The sequence below is a fragment of the Marinobacter persicus genome, assembly GCF_900114155.1.
GTDB lineage: Bacteria > Pseudomonadota > Gammaproteobacteria > Pseudomonadales > Oleiphilaceae > Marinobacter > Marinobacter persicus.
Window position 1 is genome coordinate 232,697 of record NZ_FOSC01000004.1, and the last position, 26,708, is coordinate 259,404.

At 59.5% G+C, this 26,708-nt stretch carries 27 protein-coding genes and 1 pseudogene; 10 read left to right on the forward strand and 18 right to left on the reverse strand.

The genetic code is table 11. From position 1 onward, the window contains the following. Positions 1-100: 100 nt before the first annotated feature. The 3 genes from BMZ63_RS06080 (at position 101) to trmB (ending at position 2,780) form a co-directional block, all read left to right on the forward strand. On the forward strand, positions 101-349 hold the full coding sequence (locus tag BMZ63_RS06080; RefSeq protein WP_091703049.1) for an accessory factor UbiK family protein: 249 nt from the start codon (positions 101-103) through the stop codon (positions 347-349). A gap of 93 nt (positions 350-442) precedes the next feature. Further along, positions 443-1,984, forward strand: coding sequence for a YifB family Mg chelatase-like AAA ATPase (locus BMZ63_RS06085; protein ID WP_091703050.1), 1,542 nt, complete (start codon positions 443-445; stop codon positions 1,982-1,984). Positions 1,985-2,054: 70 nt separating this feature from the next. Next, on the forward strand, positions 2,055-2,780 hold the full coding sequence (gene trmB / locus BMZ63_RS06090) for a tRNA (guanosine(46)-N7)-methyltransferase TrmB (protein ID WP_091703053.1): 726 nt from the start codon (positions 2,055-2,057) through the stop codon (positions 2,778-2,780). A 38-nt stretch (positions 2,781-2,818) separates the two neighbouring features. On the opposite strand, the gene BMZ63_RS06095 is transcribed toward trmB, so the two are convergent. The 10 genes from BMZ63_RS06095 to BMZ63_RS06140 all read right to left on the reverse strand — a co-directional run bounded on the left by BMZ63_RS06095 (position 2,819) and on the right by BMZ63_RS06140 (position 11,605). Continuing rightward, positions 2,819-3,370 carry a hypothetical protein gene (locus tag BMZ63_RS06095; protein ID WP_227663443.1) on the reverse strand — a complete coding sequence of 184 codons (552 nt, stop codon included), beginning with the start codon at positions 3,368-3,370 and terminating at the stop codon, positions 2,819-2,821. Then, positions 3,367-4,533 (reverse strand): radical SAM family heme chaperone HemW, encoded by a 1,167-nt coding sequence (hemW, locus tag BMZ63_RS06100; RefSeq protein WP_091703058.1) that lies wholly within the window; start codon positions 4,531-4,533, stop codon positions 3,367-3,369. Before hemW ends, BMZ63_RS06095 begins: the two co-directional genes overlap by 4 nt. Then, positions 4,526-5,125: an RdgB/HAM1 family non-canonical purine NTP pyrophosphatase gene (rdgB, locus tag BMZ63_RS06105; protein WP_091703060.1), complete on the reverse strand. Its 600-nt coding sequence runs from the start codon at positions 5,123-5,125 to the stop codon at positions 4,526-4,528. Before rdgB ends, hemW begins: the two co-directional genes overlap by 8 nt. Positions 5,126-5,129: 4 nt before the next feature. Beyond that, on the reverse strand, positions 5,130-5,579 hold the full coding sequence (locus BMZ63_RS06110; protein ID WP_091703063.1) for a DUF4426 domain-containing protein: 450 nt from the start codon (positions 5,577-5,579) through the stop codon (positions 5,130-5,132). A gap of 2 nt (positions 5,580-5,581) precedes the next feature. Next, positions 5,582-6,181 carry a methionine biosynthesis protein MetW gene (metW, locus tag BMZ63_RS06115; protein ID WP_091703066.1) on the reverse strand — a complete coding sequence of 200 codons (600 nt, stop codon included), beginning with the start codon at positions 6,179-6,181 and terminating at the stop codon, positions 5,582-5,584. Beyond that, on the reverse strand, positions 6,178-7,326 hold the full coding sequence (gene metX, locus BMZ63_RS06120; protein ID WP_091703069.1) for a homoserine O-succinyltransferase MetX: 1,149 nt from the start codon (positions 7,324-7,326) through the stop codon (positions 6,178-6,180). The genes metW and metX overlap by 4 nt, the downstream gene beginning before the upstream one ends. Before the next feature lie 74 nt (positions 7,327-7,400). Then, positions 7,401-9,365, reverse strand: coding sequence for a dynamin family protein (locus BMZ63_RS06125; protein WP_091703072.1), 1,965 nt, complete (start codon positions 9,363-9,365; stop codon positions 7,401-7,403). A 25-nt stretch (positions 9,366-9,390) separates the two neighbouring features. Next, positions 9,391-9,975, reverse strand: coding sequence for a YggT family protein (locus BMZ63_RS06130; protein WP_091703074.1), 585 nt, complete (start codon positions 9,973-9,975; stop codon positions 9,391-9,393). Between the two features lie 22 nt (positions 9,976-9,997). Continuing rightward, complete coding sequence (gene proC / locus BMZ63_RS06135; RefSeq protein ID WP_091703077.1) at positions 9,998-10,831, reverse strand: pyrroline-5-carboxylate reductase; 834 nt, start codon at positions 10,829-10,831, stop codon at positions 9,998-10,000. A gap of 60 nt (positions 10,832-10,891) precedes the next feature. Next, positions 10,892-11,605: a YggS family pyridoxal phosphate-dependent enzyme gene (locus BMZ63_RS06140; protein WP_091703079.1), complete on the reverse strand. Its 714-nt coding sequence runs from the start codon at positions 11,603-11,605 to the stop codon at positions 10,892-10,894. Between the two features lie 52 nt (positions 11,606-11,657). On the opposite strand from BMZ63_RS06140, the gene BMZ63_RS06145 reads away from it, so the two are divergent. From BMZ63_RS06145 to BMZ63_RS06155, 3 genes are all read left to right on the forward strand, one after another. Next, on the forward strand, positions 11,658-12,692 hold the full coding sequence (locus BMZ63_RS06145; protein WP_091703082.1) for a type IV pilus twitching motility protein PilT: 1,035 nt from the start codon (positions 11,658-11,660) through the stop codon (positions 12,690-12,692). A gap of 192 nt (positions 12,693-12,884) precedes the next feature. Continuing rightward, entirely contained in the window at positions 12,885-14,006 is a 1,122-nt protein-coding gene (locus BMZ63_RS06150; RefSeq protein WP_091703085.1) for a PilT/PilU family type 4a pilus ATPase, read from the forward strand. 130 nt (positions 14,007-14,136) lie between these two features. Next, positions 14,137-15,570 (forward strand): OmpP1/FadL family transporter, encoded by a 1,434-nt coding sequence (locus BMZ63_RS06155; RefSeq protein ID WP_091703087.1) that lies wholly within the window; start codon positions 14,137-14,139, stop codon positions 15,568-15,570. A gap of 39 nt (positions 15,571-15,609) precedes the next feature. On the opposite strand, the gene BMZ63_RS06160 is transcribed toward BMZ63_RS06155, so the two are convergent. Beyond that, positions 15,610-15,963 (reverse strand): hypothetical protein, encoded by a 354-nt coding sequence (locus BMZ63_RS06160; RefSeq protein WP_091703090.1) that lies wholly within the window; start codon positions 15,961-15,963, stop codon positions 15,610-15,612. 337 nt (positions 15,964-16,300) lie between these two features. Further along, complete coding sequence (gene polA, locus BMZ63_RS06165; RefSeq protein WP_091703093.1) at positions 16,301-19,033, reverse strand: DNA polymerase I; 2,733 nt, start codon at positions 19,031-19,033, stop codon at positions 16,301-16,303. 87 nt (positions 19,034-19,120) lie between these two features. Between polA and BMZ63_RS06170 the strand changes: the two genes are divergently transcribed. Further along, positions 19,121-19,459: a DUF2782 domain-containing protein gene (locus BMZ63_RS06170; RefSeq protein WP_091703208.1), complete on the forward strand. Its 339-nt coding sequence runs from the start codon at positions 19,121-19,123 to the stop codon at positions 19,457-19,459. 22 nt (positions 19,460-19,481) lie between these two features. On the opposite strand, the gene BMZ63_RS06175 is transcribed toward BMZ63_RS06170, so the two are convergent. Both BMZ63_RS06175 and pyrE read right to left on the reverse strand, forming a co-directional pair. Next, positions 19,482-20,138, reverse strand: coding sequence for a DUF4124 domain-containing protein (locus BMZ63_RS06175; protein WP_091703095.1), 657 nt, complete (start codon positions 20,136-20,138; stop codon positions 19,482-19,484). A gap of 2 nt (positions 20,139-20,140) precedes the next feature. After that, on the reverse strand, positions 20,141-20,779 hold the full coding sequence (gene pyrE, locus BMZ63_RS06180; RefSeq protein ID WP_091703098.1) for an orotate phosphoribosyltransferase: 639 nt from the start codon (positions 20,777-20,779) through the stop codon (positions 20,141-20,143). 81 nt (positions 20,780-20,860) lie between these two features. On the opposite strand from pyrE, the gene BMZ63_RS06185 reads away from it, so the two are divergent. Next, positions 20,861-21,667, forward strand: a complete 807-nt coding sequence (locus BMZ63_RS06185; RefSeq protein ID WP_091703100.1) for an exodeoxyribonuclease III — start codon at positions 20,861-20,863, stop codon at positions 21,665-21,667. Between the two features lie 109 nt (positions 21,668-21,776). Here BMZ63_RS06185 and rph read toward each other — a convergent pair whose 3' ends face one another. Next, positions 21,777-22,493 (reverse strand): ribonuclease PH, encoded by a 717-nt coding sequence (rph, locus tag BMZ63_RS06190; protein WP_091703103.1) that lies wholly within the window; start codon positions 22,491-22,493, stop codon positions 21,777-21,779. Between the two features lie 165 nt (positions 22,494-22,658). On the opposite strand from rph, the gene BMZ63_RS06195 reads away from it, so the two are divergent. After that, positions 22,659-23,525: a YicC/YloC family endoribonuclease gene (locus BMZ63_RS06195; RefSeq protein ID WP_091703106.1), complete on the forward strand. Its 867-nt coding sequence runs from the start codon at positions 22,659-22,661 to the stop codon at positions 23,523-23,525. A gap of 186 nt (positions 23,526-23,711) precedes the next feature. Next, positions 23,712-24,953 carry a tyrosine-type recombinase/integrase gene (locus BMZ63_RS06200; RefSeq protein WP_091703109.1) on the forward strand — a complete coding sequence of 414 codons (1,242 nt, stop codon included), beginning with the start codon at positions 23,712-23,714 and terminating at the stop codon, positions 24,951-24,953. Between the two features lie 9 nt (positions 24,954-24,962). Here the strand turns inward: BMZ63_RS06200 and BMZ63_RS06205 are convergent, their stop codons facing one another. The 3 genes and pseudogenes from BMZ63_RS06205 to BMZ63_RS15295 all read right to left on the reverse strand — a co-directional run. Then, complete coding sequence (locus BMZ63_RS06205) at positions 24,963-25,205, reverse strand: helix-turn-helix transcriptional regulator (RefSeq protein WP_091703112.1); 243 nt, start codon at positions 25,203-25,205, stop codon at positions 24,963-24,965. A gap of 366 nt (positions 25,206-25,571) precedes the next feature. Further along, a complete protein-coding gene (istB, locus tag BMZ63_RS06210; RefSeq protein WP_091703115.1) occupies positions 25,572-26,327 on the reverse strand; it encodes an IS21-like element helper ATPase IstB in 756 nt (251 codons plus the stop codon). A 160-nt stretch (positions 26,328-26,487) separates the two neighbouring features. Beyond that, positions 26,488-26,680 (reverse strand): annotated as a pseudogene (locus BMZ63_RS15295) (IS21 family transposase); the annotation flags it as partial. Positions 26,681-26,708: the final 28 nt, after the last annotated feature.

Sequence of the window (26,708 nt, forward strand, 5' to 3'; positions counted from 1 at the left end):
CTGCTGCCCGACAGTATGGCAGCGGCCGGGGTGTGGTACACTTTTGCTCCACAAATCACACAGTTTATCCAGAGGCGGGCGAAAGGCCCGGAGGTGCGTAATGAAAGGGCCACAGGATATTTTTGCCCAGTTGCAGGGCCAGTTCGGCCAGTTTGTTCCCGACATGGCCAAAGCGGCCCGGGACGACGTGGAAAACCAGGTACGGGCTAGCGTGATGGCCATCATGTCGCGTCTGGAACTGGTTACCCGGGAAGAATTCGATGCCCAGCAGGCGGTGCTGGAGAAAACCCGTGAAAAAGTCGAAGCGCTGGAAAAGCGGGTGGCAGAACTGGAAAGCCGACAGTCCTGACCGCCCCCGTTTTACTCCGGTTCTGATACAGTGTTCAAACGCGGGCACGGGACGTGCCCGCGTGTGTTGATTCCCTGCCAAGGAAAGGTTGCCATGCTTGCCATTGTTCATTCCCGCGCCTGTATTGGCGTCAGCGCCCCCGAAGTGACCATTGAGGTGCACCTGTCAGGCGGTTTGCCTGCCCTCTCCATTGTTGGCTTGCCGGAGACCGGTGTGCGTGAGAGCAAGGACCGCGTGCGCAGTGCCCTGCTGAATGCCGGCTTCGAGTTCCCGGCCCGCCGGATCACCATCAATATGGCGCCCGCCGATTTGCCCAAAGAGGGCGGCCGGTTTGATTTGCCCATCGCCCTGGGCATTCTGGCCGCCTCCGGTCAGATTCCCTCTGAATCGCTGGAAAATATCGAATGCATTGGCGAGCTTTCGCTTGATGGTGCCCTGCGGCCGCTTAAAGGTGTGTTGCCGGCGGTGCTGGCCGCCCGCGAAGCGGGCCGGGTTCTGCTGTTGCCACAGGAGAATGCGGCGGAAGCCGCCCTGGCCAGTAACAACGATGTGCTTTCGGCCAGCCATCTGCTGACGGTGTGCGAGCATTTGTCTGGCCGTGCCAAACTGGTGCCTCTGCCACGGGCCGAGGATGACAAAAATACGCCAGCGGCGGTCAACGGGCCGGACCTGGCCGATGTCCGTGGCCAGCAGGTGCCACGCCGGGCCCTGGAGGTCGCGGCGGCTGGTGGTCACAATCTTCTGTTTTTCGGTCCTCCCGGCACCGGCAAAAGCATGCTGGCCAGCCGCCTGCCGGGCATCCTGCCGCCCCTGGAAGACCATGCTGCAATGGAAGTGGCCAGCGTGCACTCGGTGGCCGGTCATGCCGTGCAGGCCGGCGAGTGGCGCAAACCGCCATTTCGGAATCCTCACCATACCGCCTCGGCGGTGGCGCTGGTGGGCGGTGGCAGCAGCCCGCGACCGGGTGAAATTTCGTTGGCGCACCGCGGAGTGCTGTTTCTGGATGAACTTCCGGAGTTCGACCGGCGTGTGCTGGAAGTGCTGCGAGAGCCGATGGAAAGTGGTGAGATTGTCATCAGCCGGGCGGCCCGGCAGGTTACCTTCCCGGCCCGTTTCCAGGTGGTGGCGGCCATGAACCCCTGTCCCTGTGGCTACCACGGCCATCCCAACATCGAGTGCCAATGTACGCCCACCCAGGTCATGCGTTACCGGGCCAAAATTTCCGGGCCGCTGCTGGACCGTTTTGATCTGCACGTGGAGGTGCCCGTGCAGACCGGTGAAGTGTTGCTGGGCGCGGGTGGCAATGCCGGGGCCGGGGAAAGCAGTGCCAGTGTCAGCCAGAGGGTGATGCGCGCACGGGTTGCGCAACAACGAAGGGGTGCACTCAATGCCGCCCTGGCTGGCCGGGCACTGGATGAGGCCTGTTATCTGGAGGTCGAGGGCCAGAAGTTGTTGTCTTCGGCCATGGAACGGCTGGGCCTGTCGGCGAGGGCGTTACACCGGATTCTGCGGGTGGCCCGGACGCTGGCGGATCTGGACGGTGCCACAGAGCTGCAGCGCCAGCATCTGATAGAAGCGCTGGGGTATCGTCAGCTTGACCGTCAGCATGGTCAGAATTCCCTGGTGTCCGCCTGACGGGGCGGACTCTGTTAAACTGTCGGTAAATTTCCAAGAAACCCATCCGCTGTGGCGGAGAGAGGATGACATGACCGATCAGACCGATAATCGAGAGTCCTCCGGCGACAATCCGGTGACCACCCGCCGTGGCGTGCGCAGTTTTGTGCTGCGCCAGGGCCGCATGACCGAAGGCCAGAAGAAAGCCTATGACCGCCTGTGGCCAAAGTACGGCCTGAGCCGTGAAGATGGCATGATTGATCCGCGCCAGGTATTCGGCCGCGATAACATGCTGAACCTGGAGATTGGCTTTGGCATGGGGCGGTCACTGGCCGACATGGCCGAGGCGGCGCCGGAGCAGGATTTTATCGGCGTTGAGGTGCATTTGCCCGGTGTGGGCGCGTTGCTCAAGGAAGTGGAGGAGCGTGGCCTGGAAAACATACGCATCTACAGCATCGATGCCAACGATGTGATTGACTTGTGCCTGCCCGAGGCCTGCCTGGACCGGGTGATGGTGTTCTTCCCCGACCCCTGGCCGAAGAAAAAGCATCACAAGCGCCGTCTGGTGCAGCCGGAGTTTGTTCAGCGCATTCGTCACAAACTGCGCGTCGGCGGTGTTCTGCACCTGGCCACCGATTGGGAGAACTACGCCGAACACATGCTGGAAGTGATGAGCGAGGCGGAAGGCTTTGCCAATACCCGGGAAGAGGGCGGGTACTCACCGCGCCCGGACGACCGGCCGATTACCAAGTTTGAAAAACGCGGAGAAAACCTGGGCCATGGGGTCTGGGATTTGCTGTTCTACCGCACCAACTGATCCTGCCCGTACAGCGAAACGCCGCCATGCATCCGTTGTCAGCCCGCCGGCTGTAACGGGTGTCGGCGGGCAGCGCGTATAATCACCAGTCCCGCCACGCCCAGAATCAGGCCCGTGTACTTCAGCAGCGCCAGGATCGCGGCTGCCAGACTCAAGGCGTCGGTCGCCGGGTTGACGTTGTTCAGTAACACCAGGTTTTCCGCCACATCGGCCAGTGCCGCCAGCACGAATACCACGCGTACGCCGCGGGCAATGCGCCGTTCACGGATACCGGGCCGGTCGCGGGTGAAATGGCGGGTCAGCTGCAGCAGCGTGGCCAGATAACTCACGATAAACGCGAAGTCCAGCCACAAGGCGGTATAGGCCAGCCCCAGGCGGCCATCACTCCAACTGCGAATAATGCTGTGGGCCTGCTCGGCACTGCCGGCCAGCTGGAAGCTGATCATGCCCTGGGGCGCAGCCGCTGTCTGCAGCAGGTTATTGATGATCACCAGCGCCAGGAACAATACTCCCGCCAGCGCCATGGATACTTTCATGGGCAGGCGCATGGGCAGTCCCGGTAGCCAGGTGGGGCGATGATGGTCCGTCACAGGAATTGCTCCAGCAGGCTGTTCAGATAACGCTGGCCCTGCTCCGTGGCCTGTATGCCAGAGCGGGCCAGCAGTCCCTTATCTCTCAGTTCCTCCAGTTTTACCGAAACCGGGGACAGCGGTAAACCGGTGCGTTCACAATAGAGAGATTCAGGCACCCCACCGCTCAGTCGCAGAGCGTTCATCATGAATTCCAGCGGCCGCTCGGCCGGGTCGATGTCTTCGGTGCCGGAAGTACGCGAACCGATCCGGTTCAGATAGGCCTCCGGCTGGCGGGTTTTCCAGTAGCGGAAAATACGGCCGTCCGCCGTGCTGATCTTGCCGTGAGCGCCGGCACCCAGGGCCAGATAATCCCCGAAAGTCCAGTAGTTCAGGTTGTGCCGGCTTTCCCGCCCCGGCCGGCTCCAGGCCGAGACCTCGTAATCGTTGAAGCCCTGGCTGCGCAGATAATCGGCGCCGGTTTGATAGATGCGCCAGAGCCGCTCATCATCGGGCAGCGTGGGTGGGCGTGAGAAGAATTCGGTATTGGGCTCGATGGTCAGCTGGTACCAGGACAGGTGTGTCGGCCCCTGTGCCAGCGCCGTTTCCAGGTCGGCCAGGGCCTGCTCTGGTGTTTGCCCAGGCAGACCGTGCATCAAATCGATGTTGAAATTGTCGAAGCCGGCCTCGCGGGCACTGGTGATGGCCTGCAGGGCGGCGTCCCGGTCGTGGATGCGCCCGAGGACCTGCAGGTGTTCCGGCTGGAAGCTCTGCACGCCGATTGATAAACGGTTGATGCCAGCCCTGCGAAAATGCTCAAACCGGCCGGCTTCCAGGGTGCCGGGATTGGCTTCCAGGGTGATTTCGGCGTCGGGACTGAATGTCAGATACCGGCGCAGTTGTTCAAACAGCCGTTCATAGAAATCGCCGGACATGAGCGAGGGTGTACCCCCGCCGATGAACACGCTTTCAATGGCCCGGTCGCGAACCAGTGCAAGGTCCTGTTCAAGATCTTCAATAATGGCGGCCAGGTAGGCCTGTTCCGGCAGCTCGCCGCGAATGGCGTGGGAATTGAAGTCACAGTAGGGGCACTTGCGCACGCACCAGGGCACGTGGATGTACAGCGCCAGGGGCGGGCAGACCGCCACCGGGGCGGTGGCGGTTGACGGGAGGGGGTCAGGCATTGGCCTTCAACTGTTCCAGCAGGCTGGCCAGTGCGCGGCCACGATGACTGATCTGGCCTTTTTGCTCGCGGTTCAACTCGGCGGCACTGCACTGGTACTCCGGGGCAAAAAACACCGGATCGTAGCCAAAACCACCGTCGCCGACGGGTTGCTCAAGAATCCGGCCGGGCCAGCGGCCATGGCAGATTAACGGCGTGGGATCGTCGGCATGGCGCAGGTACACCAGCACGCAATGAAACTGGGCCGTCCGTTCGGCTTCGGGTATGTCGGCCAGTGCTTCCAGCAAGGCGGCCACGTTATCGGCATCGGTAGCGCCGGGGCCGGCGTATCGGGCCGAACGTACTCCGGGTTGTCCACCCAGGGCATCCACGGCCAGCCCGCTGTCGTCCGCCAGGGCTGGCAGCCCGGTCTGCCGGGCGGCGTGGCGGGCCTTGAGGATGGCATTTTCGACAAAGGTGACCGCCGGCTCATCCGCCTCTCCAACGCCCAGGTCGCCCTGGGGCAGGGGGGTGAAGTCCAGAGGCGCGAGCAGGTGCTCAAATTCGGCAAGCTTGCCTTTGTTGTTGCTGGCGATGACGAGTTTTTTCAGCATGGTCTCAGTCACTGAACAAGGTGTGGGTGAAGCGTAAGGGCATGGCCTCGTTCTGGCCCCGGGGGCGGGCTTCCACGTTGAAGGTCATCAACTCGCCAGAGGAATACTGGTACTGGGCGATGAAGTACACCGCATCGCCTTCCTGAATACGCCGGAATGCCAGAAACTTTACCTGCTGGATATCGTTGGAGACTTTGCCTTCCACCTGGCCGTTAACCGGTTGCGGCTGGCCATTTTCATCCTCTTTCATGATCGAGATATTGACGATGCCAATGCCCCGGGAGCGGGTCAGATCGTTGGCCTGGGCCACCTCCGGTGACAGGAAGGTGCTGGGGAAAACGCTCCAGTGCACCTGGTAATCGCCAAAATCCTTTTCTCCGGCTGCGGCCGGCAGGGATGCCAGCAGCAGGGAGCAGAAGGCCAGTAAGAAAGCACTGACAGAACGTGTAATCATGATTATTCCTCCCGCGTGATACGGTAAATGGCAATCTCGCCGAGCAGGTTGGGCCAGGCCCGGGCCAGCCAGCTGTTCTGGTGCTGGCAGTCCACCACCCGGCGGCTCTTGATGCGAATGCCTTTCTGCCGGCACAGCGCCTCGAAATCCTTGAAGGTGCAAAGCCGGATATTAGGGGTGTTATACCATTTATACGGCAGTGCGTTCGATTCGGGCATGCGGCCGCTCAGGGTCAGCCCCCAACGCAGACGCCAGTGGGCGAAGTTGGGGAAGGTAACAATGCCTTCCCGGCCCACCCGCAGCATTTCCTCGATCACCCGGTCTGGCCGGCGCACGGCTTGCAGGGCCTGGGTCATCAGTACGATATCGAACATGCCGTCATCAAAGTTGTCCAGTCCCTGGGTATCCAGGTTCTGCTCGATCACACTCACGCCACGGCCCATGCAGGTGGTGATGTGGTCCGGGTTGATTTCCAGGCCAAAACCGGTGGCGTTGCGTTCACGTTGCAGGAAATCCAGCAGGGTGCCGTCGCCACAACCAAGATCGAGCACGTGCTGGCCGGGGGTAACCCACTGCTGGATGATGTCGAGATCCGGTCTCATGCGCCAACCTCCCGTGCGACCCGGTCCAGATAGGCCGTGAATACGTCAGTGTACCTGGGGGTGGGGATCAGAAACGCATCATGCCCCCAGGGCGCATCAATTTCAGCGTAGCTGACCTTTTTCCTGGCGGAAATCATGGCATTCACCATTTCCTCGGAACGCTCGGGTGAGAACCGCCAGTCGGTGCTGAAAGACAGCACCAGGTATTCGCATTTTGCCGGTGCCAGGGCTTTAGCCAGGTCCCCATTGGTTTCCCAGGCCGGGTCGAAGTAATCCAGTGCCCGGGTCATCAACAGGTAGGTGTTGGCGTCAAAGCTCTCGGAGAAGCGCTCGCCCTGGTAGCGCAGGTAGCTTTCCACCTGGAATTCGGCACCAAAGCCGAACTGGTAGGCTTCATCACGCAGCTCCCGGCCGAATTTCTCGCCCATGGAGGCATCGGACAGATAGGTAATGTGCCCGACCATGCGAGCCAGCATCAGGCCCCGGCGGGGAATGGCGTTGAAATCGTAATAGCGGCCTTCGTGAAACTCCCGGTCGGAGGTGATGGCCTGGCGGGCCACTTCGTTGAAGGCGATGTTCTGGGCGCTCAGTTTCGGCGTTGAGGCAATGACCACCGCGTGGCGTACCCGGTCCGGATAGCTCAGGCTCCACTGCAAGGCCTGCATGCCGCCCAGGGACCCACCAACCACGGCGGCCCATTGTTCAATGCCCAGCCGGTCGGCCAGCCGGGCCTGGCTTTCGACCCAGTCGGTCACGGTAATAACCGGAAAATCCGGGCCGTAGGGTTTGCCGGTGGCCGGGTTGGTCGAGGCCGGGCCGGTGCTGCCGTGGCAGCCGCCGAGGTTGTTCACGCTGACCACGAAGAAACGGTTGGTGTCGATGGGTTTGCCGGGGCCGATGCAGCTGTCCCACCAGCCGGGTTTGCGTTCGTCCATGGCGTGGTAACCGGCGGCATGGTGATGGCCACTCAGGGCATGGCAGATGAGCACGGCGTTGCTGGCATCGCTGTTCAGCGTGCCATAGGTTTCGACCACCAGGTCGTAGCTGTCCAGGGTCTGGCCGCAGGCCAGCGCAATGGGTTGGTCGAAGTGCAGGGTTTCCGGGCTGACTAGGCCTACGGAATCCGCAGGCAGGGTATCGGGCATGGGTGTGAGGTTTCCTGCTCAACAGTATGCGAACGCAGAAGTGTAAAGCCGCCCGCCAGCACCTGCAACCGGCGCTAACCAGCGCCGGACAGGTTCACCACTTTTTGTTGGCTGGTGCTGGGCGGCGGTTTGCGGATTTGCCGGCTCATGGTGTTGGTCATTGCCAACTGGCGTTGAATGTCGGCGATCGTTTTATCCAGCCGCTCCCGCTCGGCGCGGCTGTTGCGATCAGCCTGGACCATTTCCCGCAGCCGGCGGATCTGGTGTTCCAGCATCTGCTTTTGCTCCAGGGAATACTGCATGACTGGCAGCAACGCCTGCTGCGGCCAGCGCTCGACATCCTGGCGGGCGCGCTCGTGCAGACGGCGGGCTTCGCTGACCATCACGTTGAAGAACCGGCGGATCAGCAGGGATTGTTCGGTCAGCAGGTTCTTCGGGCTGATGCGAAAACGCCTGGCTTTTTTGCGCAGTTCGCGCACGGCGATCATGTGCCGGCCCACTCTGAGGGGAGCCGGTGCCAGATGCTGGCTTCGGCTGTCCTGGTTGTAGCGGCTGTAGATGCCGGCTGCCATTTTTTCCGCCAGTCGTGCTTCGGTCAGCAGGTTGGCGATGTCGCTTTCCAGGCGCTCGAAAAACTGCTCCATGGCCCGGTTCATGCCGGCGGTGGTCCAGCTGTTACTCATCTGTTCCCGGGCTTGTGCGGCGTGGGCCTCGAAGGCATCTTCGCTGACGATCCGGGCCAGCATGTCACCCTGGGAGTCCATCAGTCGCCTCGATGACCGCAGGGCAATCACCTGCTTGTGATAGAAGTCGTATTCCTTTTGCGCTTTCTCCGCCATGCGGCGCAGGGCCGCCTTGTCGGTGGTCTGACCGCTGCAGGCCTGGCGCTCCTGTTCCAGGCCTTCGAGTCTTGCCTGCAGGTTGGCCTGGCTGTTTTGCAGCATGCCGAGCAAATCGCTGATCAGGTTCTGGGTGATCAGCTGTTCCTTGTAGGTAAGAATGCGCTCGACGATCAGGTTTTCCAGTTGCCCCAGATTGGCGCGCTCGAACAGGGCTTTGTTTTTGCGCACCCGCGCCAGCAGGGCCTGTTTCGCCGATAGTGGAATGATGTCCCGCTGATGAATGCCCAGATGGTCGGCGGTGGAGGCGCGTACCCGTTCAATCGCCTGCCGGGTGTGTGCCTCGCCCTGCAGGTCATCCCAGAGTACATCCACTTTGTTCAGTACCGCGAAGCGTCCGGCCCGGTGATCGGCCTCGCGGGTGTCGATGTGTTCTCGCCACAGGGCCATGTCGCTGGCGGTGACGCCGGCATCGGCGCTGAGGATGAAGATGACGGCATGGGCCCGGGGCAACATGCTGTAGGTCAGTTCCGGCTCCGAGCCCAGGGCGTTCAGGCCCGGGGTGTCGAGGATGCGCAGCCCCTGCTCGAACAGCGGATGGCGGATGCTGATCAGCGCATGGCGCCACGCCGGCACCAGCACATGGCCGGGGTTGTCACGGTCGTGGTCCAGCATGTCTTCGTTGAAGCCCAGGTCACGGGCCTGCTCCGGTGTCACGCTTTTGTTACGGGCCACTTCGGCCAGCACATCGCGCATGACATCCGGATGGTGCTCATCCAGCTCGAAGCGGTGCCAGCGCTCGGGCTGCTTGCGCAATTGCTGGAGCGACAACTCGCCGGTGCGGGTTTCGATGGGCAGCAGGCTGAGGTAGTTTTCCCGGCTGTCGCGATCGAAGAAGAGTTCGGTTGGGCACATGGTGGTGCGCCCGGCCTCCGAGGGCAGCATGCGCTGACCATAATCGGAAAAGAACAGGGCGTTGATCAGCTCGGTTTTGCCCCGGGAGAACTCACCGACGAAGGCAATGGTGAGTTCGTCTGCCAGCAACAGCTCCACCCCATTGCGGATGCGCTGGCCGATGTCGTCGGAGAACAGCTCGTTGTTCTGCAGCCACAGCTGGTAGTAACCCATCTGCCGGATCAGGTCTTTTTTCCATTGATGGTAGGCTTGTACCTGCCGCGACAGTGTTCCCTGCTGTTCCATCGATCCTTCCTTATTGCTGTACCAGTTACATGCCCAGGCCAAGCGCACCCAGGCCGGCGGCCACTTTCATGTGATCAATCACCACGCTGATCACGTTCAGAATCAGAAAGACAATAATCGGTGACAGATCCAGCCCGCCCATGGAGGGCATCAGGTTACGCACCGGGCGCATGACCGGTTCGGTCAGCTGTGCCACCAGTTGAATGGCCGGGTGGCCGCTTTGCGGGGCGATCCAACTGACCACCACCACGGCAATCACCGACCAGAAATAGATTTTCACGATGAGCCCGAGCACATTCAGCACCGCCCACACCAGCAGTGTCAGCGGGTTGAGGGACGGGATGCCCCCATTCAGGGCGATCAGTATGAAGAAAAAGGCAAGCGCCTGGATGATCACTGCCAGCACCAGCGAGGCGCCGTCTATGCCGCCCCAGCCGGGGATGATGCGGCGCAATGGGCGCAAGGGCGGGTTGGTCGCCTTCACCACAAACTGGGTGATGGGGTTGTAGAAATCAGCCCGTGCCAGTTGCAGCAGAAAACGCAACAGCACCACCGTCATATAAAAGGTGGATGCAATCGCCAGGATGGTGATGACAATGTCTGCCAGCATGAAGCGGTGTCTCCGTTATCGGTTACTGTTTGTCGGCCAGTTCTTTGGACATTTCCTGCGAGCGGGTAAAGGCCGCACCGTAGGCTTTTTGCACCAGTTCCCTCAGGCCGCCATCTTCAAAGGTGTGGATGGCCTGTTCGGTGGTGCCGCCCGGTGACATCACATTGCGCTTGAGCTGGGCCGGGTCGTGCTCGCTGCGCCCGGCCATTTCGGCGGCGCCGGCCATGGTCTGGATGGCCAGCTTGCGGGCGGTGTCGGCATCAATGCCGGCCTCGGTGGCGGCGGATTCCAGCGCTTCGAGCATCAGGAAGAAATAGGCGGGGCCGCTGCCAGACAGCGCGGTGACCGCGTGCAACAGGTTTTCGTCGTCCACCCACAGGGCGGTGCCGATGCTTTCGAACACCGATTGCACCATTTTCTTCTGGTCATCCTTCACCTGGCTGTTGGCATAAAGGCCGGCGGCGCCCTTGCCCACCAGTGACGGTGTGTTGGGCATGACCCGCACCAGCGGCAGGCCACCACCCAGCCATTGGTCCAGGGTCCCGGCGGTCAGGCCGGCTGCGATTGAGACCATCAGCGGGCGGGTATTCTGCACCACCGGGGCAATGTCGCGACAGACATCCGCCATCACCTGGGGTTTGACGGCCAATACCACCATGTCGGCCTGTTCGGCGCAATAGCGGTTGTCGGTGGTCACGCTGATACCAAAACGCTTGCGGAGGGTTTGCAGGTGGTTGTCGTCCGGTGCGCTGACCCAGATATCACCGGCCTTGAAGCCGCTGTCGAGCATGCCGCCAATGATGGCACTGGCCATGTTGCCGGCGCCGATAAACGAGATGGTGGGTGAGGTACTCAAGGTTCACTCCCGGGCTTGGTCGTTAATGGATTATCCGCATCATAGCAGGAACCGGCGGCTTCAGCCTTGTGCCGGCTTTTTCTCGCGCGCACCGAACACGGCGGTGCCCACCCGGACCCAGGTGGCCCCTTCGGCAATGGCCGTTTCCAGGTCACCGGACATTCCCATGGACAGCGTGTCGAGCGGGCCGGCTTCCGGATGTGCCTGTTTAAGCGCGCGCAGGGTGCCGGCCAGCTTCCGGAAACTCAGGCGCAGCTCGCCTTCCGGCTGGTCCGGGTTCGGGATGGCCATCAGCCCCCTCAGTGACAGGTTGGGCAGTTCCCCTATCGCGTCCACCAGCTCCGGCAACTGCTCCAGCCGACAGCCGGACTTCGACGCCTCGTTATTAATATTGACCTGCAGGCAAATGTTCAGGGCCGGCAGCCCGTCCGGCCTTTGCTCACTCAGCCGGCGGGCGATTTTCAACCGGTCCACGCTATGCACCCAGGCAAAGGACTCGGCAATCTGCCGGGTTTTGTTGGACTGGATCGGGCCAATGAAATGCCACTCCAGCTCGCTTAAATCCTGCAGGGCATCGATCTTTTCGAGCGCCTCCTGCAGGTAGTTCTCACCAAAGGCCGTTTGCCCGGCCGCGACGGCAGCACGGATAGCTTCCGGTGGGCGCGTTTTGCTGACCGCCAACAGGTGCACACTGTCGGGATCGCGCCCGGCGGCCACTGTTGCTTTTTGTATGCGTCGGGTTACGCTCCCGATGTTGTCTGCTATGCTGCTCATACTGTGAGTTTGCCGCTTCTGGACCAAAAGAAAAAGCCCTCCGAGGAAACCTATGGATATTACTGAACTGCTTGCCTTTTCGGCCAAACAGGGTGCGTCGGATTTGCACCTGTCGGCCGGGTTGCCACCAATGATTCGTGTTGATGGCGATGTGCGCCGAATCAACCTTCCGCCCATGGAGCACAAAGAAGTGCACGGGCTGATTTACGACATCATGAACGACAAGCAGCGCAAGGATTACGAGGAATTCCTGGAAACCGACTTCTCCTTTCAGGTGCCCGGTGTGGCCCGCTTCCGTGTTAACGCATTTAACCAGAACCGGGGTGCCGGCGCCGTATTCCGGACTATCCCTTCGAAAGTACTGACCATGGAAGATCTGGGCATGGGCCAGGTTTTCAAGGACGTGTCTTCGGTTCCCCGTGGCCTGGTGCTGGTGACCGGCCCCACTGGCTCCGGTAAGTCCACCACTTTGGCGGCGATGATCGACTACATCAACGACACCCGCTACGAACACGTACTGACCATCGAAGACCCGATCGAATTCGTGCACGATTCGAAAAAATGCCTGGTCAACCAGCGGGAAGTACACCGCGATACCCTCGGCTTCAACGAAGCGTTGCGTTCGGCCCTGCGTGAAGACCCCGACATCATCCTGGTGGGCGAATTGCGGGACCTGGAAACCATTCGCCTGGCCCTGACCGCCGCCGAAACCGGCCACCTGGTATTTGGCACGCTGCACACCACCTCCGCCGCCAAGACCATTGACCGGGTGGTGGATGTGTTCCCGGCGGAAGAGAAATCCATGGTCCGTTCCATGCTTTCGGAATCCCTGCAGGCGGTTATCTCCCAGACCCTGATGAAGAAAATGGGCGGTGGCCGGATTGCCGCCCACGAAATCATGCTGGGCACCCCGGCCATCCGGAACCTCATTCGAGAAGACAAAATCGCCCAGATGTACTCCTCTATTCAGACCGGTGGTTCCCTGGGCATGCAGACCCTGGACCAGTGCCTGGAGCGGTTGCTGCAGAAAGGCATGATTTCCCGCGAAGCGGCGCGGGCGAAGGCGAAGATGCCGGATAATTTCTAACGCACATTGGGTTCTGGCAGTGATGGAGGCCGGCAAGCCAGTTTGCGGCTGAGGCAGGTAGTCCCTCCCGGGACTGTCTGCAGCATGGATGCTGCAGTCAAGCGTACAGGGACGTATTCACAGCGTGTCCCGGGAGGGACTACCTGCCTCAGTCCTGCCCCCGGATTAGATAAACAAAGTAGGTAAAATAAAATGGAATTCGAAAAACTGTTAAGGCTGATGGTAGAAAAAGGCGGCTCGGACCTGTTCATTACCGCAGGTGTGCCGCCCAGCATGAAAGTGAACGGGAAGGTCCTGCCGGTCACCAAGAATGCCCTCACGCCGGAACAGACCCGGGAGCTGGTGTACGGCGCCATGAACGACAAGCAGCGCGCCGAATTTGATGAATCCCACGAGTGCAACTTCGCCATCAGCGCCCGTGGCATCGGGCGTTTCCGGGTCAGCGCCTTCTTTCAGCGCAACCTGTGCGGCATGGTACTGCGGCGCATCGAAGTGAAAATCCCGCAGATCGACGACCTGTCCCTGCCGGAAATCATCAAAGAACTGGCCATGACCAAGCGGGGACTGATCATGTTCGTGGGTGCCACCGGCACCGGTAAGTCCACCTCGCTGGCGGCCATGCTCGGCCACCGGAACCGCAACAGCCGGGGACACATCATCTCCATCGAAGACCCCATCGAATTCGTGCACCAGCACCAGGGCTGCATCGTTACCCAGCGCGAAGTGGGCATCGACACCGAAAGCTTCGAAGTGGCCTTGAAAAACACCCTGCGACAGGCCCCGGACGTCATTCTTATTGGTGAGGTGCGAACCCGCCAGACCATGGAGTACTCCGTGCAGTTCGCCGAAACCGGCCACCTGTGCCTGGCCACCCTGCACGCCAACAACGCCAACCAGGCGCTGGACCGGATTATCCAGTTCTTCCCGCCGGAGCAGCACAACCAGATCTGGATGGACCTCTCGCTGAACCTGAAAGCTATCGTGGCGCAGCAGTTGATCCCCACACCGGACGGCAATGGCCGCAAAGCGGTTATCGAAGTGCTGATCAACACCCCGCTGGCGGCGGACCATATCCGCAAGGGTGAAGTGCACAAGCTCAAAGAGCTGATGAAGAAGTCGAACGAGTCCGGCATGCAGACCTTTGACCAGGCGCTGTACAAGCTCTACTCCGAAGGCTCGATCACCTACGAAGACGCCCTGGCCCACGCCGATTCCGCCAACGACCTGCGCCTGATGATCAAGCTGGGTGCCGATGCTCAGGGCGCGGACCAGCTGAATTCCACCGTAGATAAGCTCTCAATCCAGGACGATTAACGCCCCAAATGCGGCCCCTGCGGGCCGCGATACAAAAGTTTACAAAATTCATTCAAACGTGTGTTTAATTGGCTTGTGGCTGCTAAGGAATGGTGCCTATACTCAGGCTGAAACCTTGTAAGGAGTCGTTATGAACAACAATTACAATGCACTCGCAAAAGCTGTCCGTTTCGCCACCCTGGCCGCCATTGCCGCGCCCGCCAGTGTCATGGCCGGTGGCTTTTCGCTGAACGAACAAAGCGCTTCCACCTCCGGCTACGCCAACGCCGGCGCTGCCGCCCATGCTGCCGATGCCAGCACCGTGTTCTTTAACCCTGCCGGTATGAGCAAGCTGTCTGGAACCAATGTGTCTTTCGGGGCTTCGGTTTTGGATATTGATGCGGAGGCGAAGAGTGGGTCTCAGACCGCTACCAATCAAGTTGGTGAGCCTGTGACTGGTAGTGGCGGTGGAGATATTGCAGACCCGGCAGTGTTGCCCAGCTTGTTTGTCACTCACGAAGTAAATGATTCAATTGATGTCGGGTTTGCTTTGCATGCGCCTTATGGTTTGGCAGCTGACTATGACAATGACTTTCAGGGACGTTTTTTCGCCGATAAAACAGAATTGTCGGTAATCTCCTTTAGCCCATCTTTAGCTGTTAGTAATGGCGAGGGCCTCTCGATGGGTGCGGGAATTAACATCATGTACGCGGAAGGCCGCCTGTCCAGATATCAGGACATAAGCGGTAAACTCCTGCGGGATGATCCCCGATACACCACTCCAGAGGAAGCAACCGCTGCAGCTAATGCCTTTGAGGATGCGTTCGGGGCCCCATATGCCGATGTTGAAGGCGATGACGTGGCGATCAACTTTAAAGTTGGTTTTCTCTACGATATTTCAAATAGGACTCAGGTAGGTTTGACCTACCAAACTTCTACAGAGTTCGAACTTGAGGGGGATATCAAAGTAAGTGGGGCGCCGAATCAAATGGGGAATGGAGTTCAGCCCACACTCCAAGAAGATGCCTACGTTCCACTTGATATTCCGGAGAGCGTCACGTTCGGTGTAAGTCACCAATTAACTGATGATATTACGGTTTTGGCAGGAGCAACTTATGCTAAGTGGAGCCGTTTTGAGGAGCTCGACGTATATAGCGCAGAAGGAAATCAAGGCGAAGTCGCCGATTTGCTTGAAACACAAGGCGATCAACCTCTGACTCACGTTACCGAAGAATGGAAAAATACTTGGCAGTTTAATGTCGGTGGTATCTGGCAGGCCACGCCCAAGTGGCAGCTAAAAGCGGGTTATGCTTATGACGAATCGCCCGTAAACAATTACGTGACCGCGCGCATTCCGTCTCAGGATCGCCACTGGCTGACGCTGGGTACCCAATGGAAAGATGTCCAAAGCGGTTGGACGGTCGACGCCGCTGTTGGCACCTTGATTTTTGATGGTGATGCAAAAGTAGAAGACCGTGAGTATTCTCATGACAACCCAAGCGTTCAAACATCTAAGGCTTCTTATGACGCCGAATACGACCTAAGCGCCTGGAGCGCCTCCCTGCAGGTCAGCAAGGCGTTCTGATCCACTCCCCAACCGGCTGATTGCCCGGACCCCGGCTAGTCAGCCCACCACCTGCCCCCGGTACACCACCTTGTTGTGCCGGGGGCGAGGTGGGTGTTTCCCCTCCCCGCTTTTACTCCCCGGTTCCTCATAGACTGTTTGTCCCCGGTAGGTTTTCACCGGTTTGTCGTCCTCGCCCAGCTCCGGCACTCGTTGCTTCAGCGCCTCCCAGGTATGTACCAGGTGACGAGAACGGGTTTGTTGGGCGTATTCGGCCAGCTGTTGTTCCAGATCGTCCTGATTCAAATGCAGTTTTACACCGAATTCGGACTGGATCAGGCGTCGGCACTGATGCACCAGTCGTAACAGTTCCGGTTCAAACAGCCAGCTGCGTTCATTCGCGGTGGAATTCATGGCGGGCCTCTCATTGCCTGTGCTGCTCGGGGAGTTTCCCCTGGTGAGTGCATCCAGCAGGTTTCGTGCCCGTTGTTGGTATCTCCGCCCAAGACGAGGGTGAGCATCCGGTTGGGAGGCTTTGGAAAAACCGTGCGGAGCCAGGGATGGCGGAGCTCGAGCGACACAGGGAGGTGCCGCAGGAGCGTGTTTTGGAAAAGCCTCCCCACCGGATGCTCTGGCTTGGAGGTGAGTGTTGCAGCGGTTCCGTCGGGTTCAAGCAACGCCCTGTTACCGCACAAAGTCAGTGATTCTGCACGGAGACAGGGCGCGTGGGCCTAAGAGGTGGCGGCCCCGCTTAGTGCGCCTCGTCCCAGTTATTCCCCACGTCAGCCTCCACCAGCAGGGGCACGTCCAGGGTGGCAGCGGCGGACATGCGTTTGACCAGGCCTTCTTTTACCTTCTCCAGCGCATCCTCGCGCACCTCAATGATCAATTCATCGTGCACCTGCATGGTCATGCAGGCGTCGTCGGCGTGTTCGTTGTGCAGCCAGTTGTCCACGTCGATCATCGCCCGCTTGATGATGTCGGCGGCGGTGCCTTGCATGGGCGCGTTGATGGCGGTGCGCTCGGCGGCCTGTTGCATCTGCTTGTTGCGGGCGTTGATTTCCGGCAGGTACAGGCGGCGGCCGTACAGGGTTTCCACGAAACCGTCGTCGTGGGCCTGTTTGCGGATGTTGTCCATGTATTTGAGCACGCCGGGGTAACGCTCGAAATAACGGTCGATGTAGGTCTGGGCGTCTTTGCGCTCTTCACCCAGCTGGCGGGCCAGGCCGAAGGCGGACATGCCGTAGATCAGCCCGAAGTTGATGGCCTTGGCGCGGCGACGCTGGTCGGAGGACACATCGTCCAGGCTGACGCCGAACACTTCGGCAGCGGTGGCCTTGTGAATATCCTCGCCCTGCTCAAAGGCGTTCAGTAAGCCCTTGTCGCCAGACAGGTGCGCCATGATGCGTAGCTCGATCTGGGAGTAGTCCGCCGCCAGCAGTTTGTAGCCTTCCGGCGCGATGAAAGCCTGGCGAATGCGCCGGCCTTCCTCGGTGCGGATGGGGATGTTCTGCAGGTTCGGTTCGGACGATGACAGGCGCCCGGTGGCTGTCACTGCCTGGTGATAGGACGTATGAACCCGGCCGGTGCGGTGGTGAATCAGCTCCGGCAGGGTGTCGGTGTAGGTGGACTTGAGCTTGCTCAGGCTACGATGTTGCACGATCAGTCTCGGCAGTTCGTGTTCGTCCGCCAGTTCCTGCAGCACCGGCTCGGCGGTGGACGGCGCGCCTTTCGGGGTTTTCTTGACCACCCGCAGGCCCAGTTTGTCGTACAGGATGGCCTGCAGCTGTTTCGGCGAGCCCAGGTTGAAGGCTTCGCCAGCCACTTCGTGGGCCTGCTCCTCCAGCTCGGCCATGCGTTCGGCCAGTTGCTGGCTATGGTTGCGCAGGGTGCTGGCGCTGATCAGTGTGCCGCGCCGCTCCATGCGTGAAAGCACGGGCACCAGCGGCAGGTCGATCTCCCGGTACACGCTTTCCAGTTTGCCGGTTTCCTGCAGTTTCGGGCTCAGGGCGTGGTGCAGACGCAGGGTGATGTCGGCGTCTTCTGCGGCATAGGGGCCAGCCTGCTCCAGGTCGATCTGATTGAAGGTCAGCTGCTTCGCGCCCTTGCCGGCGATGGACTCGTAGCTGATGGTCTGCTCGTCCAGGTACACCCGGGCCAGGCTGTCCATGTCGTGGCGGGTGGCCACGGAGTTGTAGACGTAGGATTCGAGCATGGTGTCTTCGGCAATGCCCTCCAGGGTGATGCCGTGGTTGGCAAGCACGTTCTTGTCGTACTTCAGGTTCTGGCCGATCTTCTTGTGTTCCGGGCTTTCCAGCAGCGGTTTTAGTTGGTCAAGCACGCTGTCGCGGTCCAGCTGTTCGGGGGCGCCCATGTAGTCGTGACCCAGGGGCACGTACGCAGCTTCGCCTGGCTCAACGGCGAAGGAGACGCCCACCACTTCGGCGTCCATGTAGCGCAGGCTCGTTGTTTCGGTATCGAAGGCGAACAGGGCGGCGTTTTTCAGTCGCTCCAGCCACTGGTCGAATTCCTGTTGGTCGGTGACCACCGAGTAGCACTTTTCCGGCTTGTCCGGCATGGGGGTGCCGGTGCTCCGGGTGGATTGATCGTCGGAATGGCCGTTGCCGTTTTCAAGCTCGGCGATCCAGCTGCGGAATTCGTATTCCCTGAACAGTTCCAGCAACTGGTCATCGTCCTGTTCGCGGTCTTTCAGGTCTTCCAGGCCAAAGTCCAGTTCGACGTCGGTGCGGATGGTGGCCAGCTCGCGGCTCAGGGGCAGGGTGTCGGTGGCGTCGCGCAGGTTGTCGCCGATCTTGCCTTTGATTTCATCCGCGTGTTCGATCAGGTTGTCCAGAGTGTCGTAGGTCTGCAGCCACTTCACGGCGGTTTTCGGACCGCACTTGTTGACTCCGGGGATGTTGTCCACCTTGTCGCCGACCAGGGCCAGGTAGTCGATGATCTGCTCTGGCTTCACACCGAACTTGTCCACCACGCCTTCGCGGTCCATGGCGGTTTCGGTCATGGTGTTGATCAGCGTTACGTGGTCGCTGACCAGTTGCGCCATGTCCTTGTCGCCGGTGGAAACCACCACGTCGATGCCTTTGCTGGTCGCTTCATGGGCCAGGGTGCCGATTACGTCATCGGCCTCAACGCCCGGCACGATCAGCAGCGGCAGACCCATGGCCTTGACGATGTTGTGAATTGGCTCGATCTGCATGGCCAGGTCTTCGGGCATCGGCGGGCGGTTGGCCTTGTACTCTTCGTACATGTCGTGGCGGAAGGTTTTACCCTTGGCATCAAACACCACCACCACTTTGGAGCCGGGGAAATCCTGCTCCAGCCGGCGCAGCATGCTGATGACACCCTTGATGGCACCGGTGGGGTGATTTTTGCTGGTGGTGAGCGGCGGCAGGGCGTGAAAGGCGCGGAACAGGTAGGACGATCCGTCCACCAGAACCACGGGCGGGGTCTTTTGTTCAGTCATGTTGAAACAGGTCCGGATTCTGATTGAAGTGTGGGTTGGCTTGTGCAACTCTGTATTCAGGGATTTTTGTCAAAGGGTACCATGAAAATGAAACGAATCGCCTGTTGTGCGCTGTTGCTTGGCTGTGTAGCGGTGCCTGTTGCCGCCCAGGATGAAGGCGCGCTGGATGCTGAACCGGTGGTGACGCCTCAGGAGCCGGTGGTGATTTCCGATTACCAGCCATCCTCGGAGGATGCGCAGATTGTTATTCGCCCGGGCGAAGATGAGGTGTTCTACGAATACCGCGTCAATGGCCAGTTGGTGGAGATCAAGGTGGTGCCGGAAGTGGGGCCGGAGTATTACCTGGTGCCGGCCGAAGGTGGTGGCTGGATTCAGGACACCGAGTCGGATTTGCTGGTGCCCAGCTGGGTGCTATTCCGCTGGTAACGGGGCGGGTTGGCCTCGCCCTTTAGTCGCTGGTCCGTGCTTTCTTTTTGCGCTCCAGCGGCACCGTGCGCTTTTCGCCGGTTACTTCCTCCAGCCGCTCGATATCGGCCATGAATTCCTGTTTCATGGCTTCGATCTGCTTGCGCTGGCTGGCAATTTCCGCCTCGATATCGCGAATTTGTGCCTCCAGCCGCTGGATCTTGTCCAGTGACGCCTGCGGTACATCCCGGCCGGAACGCTCCATGTCGGCTGCCCGGCTCTGTTCGCCATCCAACTGGCTTGCCAGTACGGAGATATTGCCCCGCTTGAGCTGAATAATGCCTTCCATCTCGCCGATTTTACGGTGCATGGCCCGTACTGCCTGGTTTGGATGGCTGTAGCGCTGCAGCAACTTTTCGTCTTCCTGGCGTTGCAGCTCTGCCTGGCGCTGGCGCTCTTTTTCTGCTTCGCGGGCCGCGATTTCTTCGGCGGTCGGCGCCGGGGCTACTTTCTCGATGACCCGGCCGTTATTGCCAAGAATCTCGTAGCCCCGCTTGGTGGCTTCCTGCGGAACGCTGCTGCTGATCACCGTTTGCCCGTTCTCATCCTTGTAGCGATACATATTGGCCTGGGTGCTGGTTGTAACCAGCAGTCCGGCAAGCGTGGCGGTAATAAGGCAGGCAGTCAGCCGTTTCGGCATACTCAGACTCCGTAGCGATCCCGGTAGGCGGCCACGTTCTCCGCGTGACCGGCAAATTCCGGATTGGCCTTCAGGTAATCCAGTACCTGTTCCAGACGAATAATACTGACAACGGGGATGTTGAATTCTTTTTCCACTTCCTGGATGGCGGAAAGTTCGCCGTTACCTTTTTCCTGGCGATCCAGCGCGATCAGCACACCAGCGGGCTCGGCGCCGGCGGCGCGGATGATGTCGATGGATTCGCGAATGGCGGTGCCGGCGGTGATGACGTCGTCAACAATCAGTACCTTGCCCTTCAGCGGGGCGCCGACAATGTTGCCGCCTTCTCCATGATCTTTCTTTTCTTTGCGGTTAAATGCAAAGGGTTTGCTGTTACCGTCTGTTGCCAGTGCCATGGCGGTCACGGTTGCCAAGGGAATGCCCTTATAGGCCGGGCCGAAAATAATGTCATAATTCAGCCCCCTACGCTCTATGGCTGCGGCATAGGCTTTGCTTAGCTGGAGCAGGTCGTTGCCGGTGTTGAACAGCCCGGCATTGAAAAAGTAGGGACTGGTGCGCCCGGATTTGAGGGTGAATTCTCCGAAACGCAGTACATTCCGCTGAATGGCAAACTCGATGAAATTTTGCTGATAGTCGTGCATGGCAAGGCTTCTGGCGGGGTTGCAACTTTAAATAGAGTGTAAAAGCGGTATGATACACACAAACCGAATCAGGGAATACGTATGCGGGTAGTATCAATCAGTGTGAACGGCCTTGCCCGGGCTGTTGAAAATGGTTTTTTTGACTGGCTGGCCGAGCAGGACGCAGACGTTGTCTGTGTTCAGGACCACCGCATGCGGGCCTACGAGATTGAAGACAAGAACCTGATTCCCGAGGGCTACGAAGCCTATTTTATTGATGGCGAACTGGACGAGCATGGTGGTGTGGGTATCTACACCCGGCACTTCCCCAAGGCCATCATGTACGGCTTTGCCAACGCCCAGGCAGACCGGGAAGGGCGCTTCATTCAGGCCGATTTCGACAAGGTTTCTGTTGCCTCTGTGCTGGCGCCCTGTGCGCTGGGCCGCGAGGAAGAGCTGACCGGCGAGGACGATCTGACGGTTCTCGACCACAAGGACGAGTTCATGGAGGCCTTTGGCCTTCATATGCAGAAGACCCTGCGTAAGCGCCGCCAGTTCATCCTCGGCGCGAACCTGCAGACTGCCCATCATGTGACCGATGCCAGCCCGCTGTATCACCGCATGGAGTATTCCGGTTTCCTGCCCCATGAGCGGGCGTGGCTGGACCGTCTGTTTGATGAGATGGGCTGCATTGATGCGTTCCGGGAGATCAATAAGCAGAGTAATCAGTTTACCTGGTGGCCGGAGCAAATCGAGGGGGCGAGGAAGTCCGCCGGTATCCGGGTGGACTATCAGTTGCTGACGCCGGGTATTCGCAAGACTATCCAGGATGGCTGGATTGATCCGTCTGCGAAGTTTTCGGACCATGCGGCGGTGGTGATGGACTACGATATCGAAATCGGTTTTTGAGGAATTCTCAGCTATAGCCTTTCTGGGTGTGGGGGAGCGTGCCGTTGTGGTAAGCCTTCCCCACTCGGGCACGCGAGAGTTAACTCCAAAAAGAACTAACTCCCAAGCATCAGCTCTCCAGAGCTTCCTTCTGAACAGCAAACAACTTCTCACTGGCATTGCGAGCCAAAGCCAGCATGGCGTCGAGTTCGTCCTGCTGGAAAGGCGCGCCTTCCGCCGTACCCTGGATTTCGATGAAGCCGCCCTGGTCGGTCATGATCACGTTCAGGTCCGTATCAGCTGCGGAGTCTTCCGGGTAGTCCAGATCGGCGACCGGGGTGCCCTTGTAGATACCCACGGAAATAGCGGCGATCATCTGCTTTAGCGGGGATTTCTTGACCCGCTTTTCAGCCACCAGGTAGTTCAGCGCATCCACCAGTGCCACGCAGCCGCCGGTAATCGCCGCCGTGCGGGTGCCGCCATCCGCCTGGATGACGTCGCAGTCGATGGTGATGGTGTGTTCACCCAGGGCCTTGAGGTCAACCGCTGCACGCAGGCTGCGACCGATCAGGCGCTGGATTTCCACGGTGCGGCCACCCTGCTTGCCACGGGCGGCTTCGCGGCCCATGCGGCTGCCGGTGGAGCGGGGTAGCATGCCGTATTCGGCGGTGATCCAGCCCTGGCCTTCGCCGCGCAGGAAGGGCGGCACCTTGTTTTCCACGGAGGCGGTGCAGATCACCTTGGTGTCACCAAATTCCACCAGTACCGAGCCTTCGGCATGGCGGGTGAAGTTGCGGGTGATGCGAACGTCTCTGGGTTGTTCGGGAGTTCTGCCGCTGGGTCGCATAGTGTGTCCTGTTCCTGAAAATGGATGTCCGGCGGGCTCGCCGGTCGGATTATGTGAAGGAGTGGGAGTGTAACACGCAGCGCCGGTTTCTTCTTTGGCGCGGTTCGCTGCCGGTGCACAAGCCCTGCTAGAATCAAAACTCTTTTGCCGATGACTGGAGCCGATATGATCCGCAGTATGACCGCTTTTGCCCGTAAGGATGCCCGTGGTGACTGGGGCACACTGACATGCGAGATCCGCACCGTGAACCACCGCTATCTCGAGCCGTCGTTCCGGCTGCCGGAGGCATTCCGTGAGCTGGAAAACGACTTCCGCGAACAGCTCCGCTCAGGCCTGAAACGTGGCAAGGTGGATGTGTCCATGCGCCTGCAGTCCTCCGACAGCGAGTTCCAGAGTTTTGAGGTAAGCGACGACATGGTGACCGCGATCAACGAGGCGGCCAACCATGTGAACCGCATTCTCGATAACCCGGCCCATATCAGTGCCCTGGATATTCTGCGCTGGCCGGGGGTGATGTCGGTGCCGGAGAAGGATTACAGCGCGGCCAAGGAGGCTGCGGCCGGCCTGTTTGCCGAAACCGTGACGGAGCTGGTGACTGTGCGGGAACGCGAAGGCGAGCGTTTGCGCCCCCTGTTTGATGACAGGCTGAGGGAGATGACACGACTGGTGGGCGAAGTGCGTAAAAAACTGCCCGTACTACTGGAAGCCCAGGAAAACACCCTGCGCGAGCGTTTCGAGAAAGCCAAAGTGGAGCTGGACGAAGACCGGCTGTCTCAGGAGATGGTCATGCTCGCGCAGAAAAGCGACGTAGCCGAAGAGCTGGACCGCCTGGAAGCCCACATTGGCGAGGTGGCCGACACCCTCAAGAGCGACCAGGCCATCGGCCGTCGGCTGGATTTCCTGATGCAGGAACTGAACCGGGAAGCGAATACTCTTAGCAGCAAGAGCATTGACGCGGAAGTGACACGGGCGGCGGTGGATCTGAAGGTTTTGATCGAACAGATGCGCGAGCAGGTGCAAAACATAGAGTGATGTTCTTGGGTGTTTGTCGTTGTTCTTTAGTCCTTTTAAAATCAAATGGTTATGTAATTTTGACGGTCATGGCGTTCGTGTAAGTTCTGCCAAGTTTGGGTAGTGATGGGTAGTAGATTGGGGAGTATTTTCTCGCTATATTGTGTCGGCGAGATTGTACTCCCCAATTTGTTTTGAGGCAGGAAGGTGGGCAAGCTACACGACAAAACCGTCAAGAAATTAATCAAAGAGAAGCCATCCGTTCGGCATGCCGACGGCAATGGCCTCTACCTCATGACCCCGAAGCGCGGCGATGCCTACTGGATGCTGCGCTACACCACCCCAGCTACCAAGCTTCGTCGTGAATACACCATCGGCAAGGTGGACGACTGGTCATTGGCCGACGCCCGCGATGAGGCGGCGAAGCTGAGGTTGGCGATCAAGCGTGAGGGTGCTGATCCGGTCCAGGAACGGCAGAAGCTCAACCAAAACCCCTTCAAAACGCTCAATGACCTGTACGCGGACTACTACGAGCTTCGCAAGCGAGAAATCGCGTCCCACCATAAAGAGAAGAGCCTGTACGAGCGTGAGGTCGCCTGGCGCATCGGGAAGGTGGAACTGGAAAAGATCCGGCCAGTGGATATCAGTGAAATCCTGCGGGACGTGGCCAATGGCTATGACGACAATAAGCCCCGCCCGACCCTCTCAAATGACTTGATGCGTCTATTGAGGAATCTGTTTGATCATGGCATCAAATTGGACGTCACCAGGTTCAATCCAGCCTCGCCATTCCGTCCCAGGGACGCCGGCGGGGAGGAGAAGGCCGCCAACTACCCAATGAATGAAGACGAAGTCACCGAGTTCTTCACCAAACTCCGGGTGATTCCGGCGCAATTCAGTCGAGAGAACTACTTGGCCTGTGCATTGCTGATAGCGACTTGTACGAGAAAGATGGAGCTTTTGGCCGCGCCTTGGTCGGAATTCGATCTTGAGAACCGTATCTGGTACCTGCCCGAGGAAAGGACTAAAAAGAGAAGAGCCATCGATATTCCGCTCACAGAGCCTGCAGTGGAATGGCTGAGCGAACTGAAGGTGCGCTCGTGCGGTAGTGAGTGGGTCTTCCCAGCTCGCAGGATCAGTAAAAAAGCACGGACTCCGCACGTATGTGAAAATACGCTGAACCATGCGCTGAAGAAGCTCTTTGAGAAAAGGCTCTTCTCATTCGACAAGCGCCGCGTTCACGATCTACGGGGTACGGCCAGAACCAAGCTGGGAAAACTCGGCTTTGATGACAATCTGGCCCAACGCTGCCTGAATCAGCTGCCCGGGAACCGGACGGACCGGGTCTATAACAAGCATGGGTATTTCGAAGAGCGAAGAGAGGCTCACGAGGCGCTCTGTGATTGGCTCGCTCCCATCGTCAGGGGTGAGGTTCGTTCTGGAGAGTAAAGGGGCCACTCAGACCCCTTGCTGTTCAATCCAGGCCAACAGATCCGATAACCGCCACGCCACCGAGTTGCAGCCCAGCCTTAGCCGTGCCGGAGTAAGTTTTTTTCGTTCCAGCGACCACCATTGAGTTCGGCTGACGCCGGTAATCGCACGACGATCCCGCTCCCGGACCAGTCGTTCACACTGTCCTGAACGAGCCAGCAGCTTGGTGCGCATCTCCTCCGAAGGCGGACTGAAAGTTTTGTCACTCATTCTCCGTTACCTCCGAATTTTCACTGGGAAGAGTGGGAAACTGGGATAGCCCATCAAGATCTGATAAGGAATTCAGATAGCTCCTGATGCGATCCGGCCATAAGGCGAAAAACCTTTCAAATCTGCCATTTACTTTGACTCTCAGGGTGCCCCGGCTCCTTTCATTAGTTTCCAACAGGTCTTTCTGGATCAGGAATTCAATTTCACGCATATACCGAGTAGGAAGCCCGAAAAACTGCAAGAAGTTGGCTTTCCTAACAAGTAGCTGCTTTTTGCGTATTCCGGTGAACGTGACCGGTCATTCCGGGGATCGTGACCGATTTGCACACGGCCATCACGCTGGAGTCAGTTTTGTACTCTGAGCGGTCACGATGGGTCAACCGATTCCGTATTTTGTGCTTTCGCTTTTCGCAGTGATTCCCCCTTCAGATTGAGTCGGTGAGCGCCGTGCAGGAGCCGATCCAGGATGGCGTCGGCGAGCGTGGCGGAGCCGATGTAGTCATGCCAGTGTTCGGTTGGTAACTGGCTGGCGATGAGCGTTGAGCCTCGCCCATGCCGGTCTTCGATCACCTCCATCAGATCCTGTCGCTGTTGTGCCGTGACCTTCTGCATGCCCCAGTCGTCCAGGATCAGCAGATCGGTTTTTAGCAACTGGTTCATCAGTCGGGCATAGCTGCCATCGCCATGGGCGATGCGCAGTTGCTCGAACAGGCGCGGTACTCGCAGGTAGCGAACCGAGAGCCCCTGTCGGCAGGCCTGGTTGCCCAGGGCGCACGCCAGCCAGGTCTTGCCGCAACCGGTTGGGCCGGTGATGCACAGGTTCAGCGATTGGCGGATCCAGTCACAGCTTGCCAGACCCGCCATGCGGGAGCGCTCCAGCCCCCGTGGATGGCGGTAATCGATGTCTTCCACGCAGGCCGGCACCCGCAACCGGGCCGCCTTCAGCAGCCGATCCAGACGGCGGTTTTCCCGGTGCAGCACCTCCCGGTCGATGAGCAAGGCCAGGCGTTCCTCGAACGCCAGGTCGTGGGTGTCGGGCTGTGCCCGTTGTTGTTCCAGGGCATCGCACATGCCGGTCAGCTTGAGCTGTCGCAGGGTATCGAGGGTGTTTTGAGTCAACATCATTTTCTCCGGGATCAGTGGTAGTAGCGGGGGCCGCGAACGTTGGTGTGAACGGGCAGATCGGCCAGTTCCGGTTCTTCCTCGGTCAGTGGCAGAGGCAACTGATCCAGGCCCTGCTTCAGGATCGAGGTGATGCTCTGGTAACTGGCCGAGTTGATGGACAACGCCCGGGCACAGGCCTGTTCCAGCCGGTCACGGCTGTAACGTCGGCTCAGGTTCAACAGCCCCAGGCAGGCCCGGTAGCCATGCTCGGGATGCGGGCGATCCTTGAGCTGGCGCTGTACCACGTCGAGCGTGGCGGGGCCGATGTCCGTGGCCCAGTTCAGGAACCGCCCCGGCGACCAGTTCTGATGGGCCTGGAAGTAGTCGGGCTCGGCAAAG

Bases quoted from the DNA above. Each gene is read 5' to 3' on its own strand.
- BMZ63_RS06080 (WP_091703049.1), top strand. From the start codon at position 101: ATGAAAGGGCCACAGGATATTTTTGCCCAGTTGCAGGGCCAGTTCGGC.
- BMZ63_RS06085 (WP_091703050.1), top strand. From the start codon at position 443: ATGCTTGCCATTGTTCATTCCCGCGCCTGTATTGGCGTCAGCGCCCCC.
- trmB (WP_091703053.1), top strand. From the start codon at position 2,055: ATGACCGATCAGACCGATAATCGAGAGTCCTCCGGCGACAATCCGGTG.
- hemW (WP_091703058.1), bottom strand. From the start codon at position 4,533: ATGCCTGACCCCCTCCCGTCAACCGCCACCGCCCCGGTGGCGGTCTGC.
- rdgB (WP_091703060.1), bottom strand. From the start codon at position 5,125: ATGCTGAAAAAACTCGTCATCGCCAGCAACAACAAAGGCAAGCTTGCC.
- BMZ63_RS06110 (WP_091703063.1), bottom strand. From the start codon at position 5,579: ATGATTACACGTTCTGTCAGTGCTTTCTTACTGGCCTTCTGCTCCCTG.
- metW (WP_091703066.1), bottom strand. From the start codon at position 6,181: ATGAGACCGGATCTCGACATCATCCAGCAGTGGGTTACCCCCGGCCAG.
- metX (WP_091703069.1), bottom strand. From the start codon at position 7,326: ATGCCCGATACCCTGCCTGCGGATTCCGTAGGCCTAGTCAGCCCGGAA.
- BMZ63_RS06125 (WP_091703072.1), bottom strand. From the start codon at position 9,365: ATGGAACAGCAGGGAACACTGTCGCGGCAGGTACAAGCCTACCATCAA.
- BMZ63_RS06130 (WP_091703074.1), bottom strand. From the start codon at position 9,975: ATGCTGGCAGACATTGTCATCACCATCCTGGCGATTGCATCCACCTTT.
- BMZ63_RS06140 (WP_091703079.1), bottom strand. From the start codon at position 11,605: ATGAGCAGCATAGCAGACAACATCGGGAGCGTAACCCGACGCATACAA.
- BMZ63_RS06145 (WP_091703082.1), top strand. From the start codon at position 11,658: ATGGATATTACTGAACTGCTTGCCTTTTCGGCCAAACAGGGTGCGTCG.
- BMZ63_RS06150 (WP_091703085.1), top strand. From the start codon at position 12,885: ATGGAATTCGAAAAACTGTTAAGGCTGATGGTAGAAAAAGGCGGCTCG.
- BMZ63_RS06155 (WP_091703087.1), top strand. From the start codon at position 14,137: ATGAACAACAATTACAATGCACTCGCAAAAGCTGTCCGTTTCGCCACC.
- BMZ63_RS06160 (WP_091703090.1), bottom strand. From the start codon at position 15,963: ATGAATTCCACCGCGAATGAACGCAGCTGGCTGTTTGAACCGGAACTG.
- polA (WP_091703093.1), bottom strand. From the start codon at position 19,033: ATGACTGAACAAAAGACCCCGCCCGTGGTTCTGGTGGACGGATCGTCC.
- BMZ63_RS06170 (WP_091703208.1), top strand. From the start codon at position 19,121: ATGAAACGAATCGCCTGTTGTGCGCTGTTGCTTGGCTGTGTAGCGGTG.
- BMZ63_RS06175 (WP_091703095.1), bottom strand. From the start codon at position 20,138: ATGCCGAAACGGCTGACTGCCTGCCTTATTACCGCCACGCTTGCCGGA.
- pyrE (WP_091703098.1), bottom strand. From the start codon at position 20,779: ATGCACGACTATCAGCAAAATTTCATCGAGTTTGCCATTCAGCGGAAT.
- BMZ63_RS06185 (WP_091703100.1), top strand. From the start codon at position 20,861: ATGCGGGTAGTATCAATCAGTGTGAACGGCCTTGCCCGGGCTGTTGAA.
- rph (WP_091703103.1), bottom strand. From the start codon at position 22,493: ATGCGACCCAGCGGCAGAACTCCCGAACAACCCAGAGACGTTCGCATC.
- BMZ63_RS06195 (WP_091703106.1), top strand. From the start codon at position 22,659: ATGATCCGCAGTATGACCGCTTTTGCCCGTAAGGATGCCCGTGGTGAC.
- BMZ63_RS06205 (WP_091703112.1), bottom strand. From the start codon at position 25,205: ATGAGTGACAAAACTTTCAGTCCGCCTTCGGAGGAGATGCGCACCAAG.
- istB (WP_091703115.1), bottom strand. From the start codon at position 26,327: ATGTTGACTCAAAACACCCTCGATACCCTGCGACAGCTCAAGCTGACC.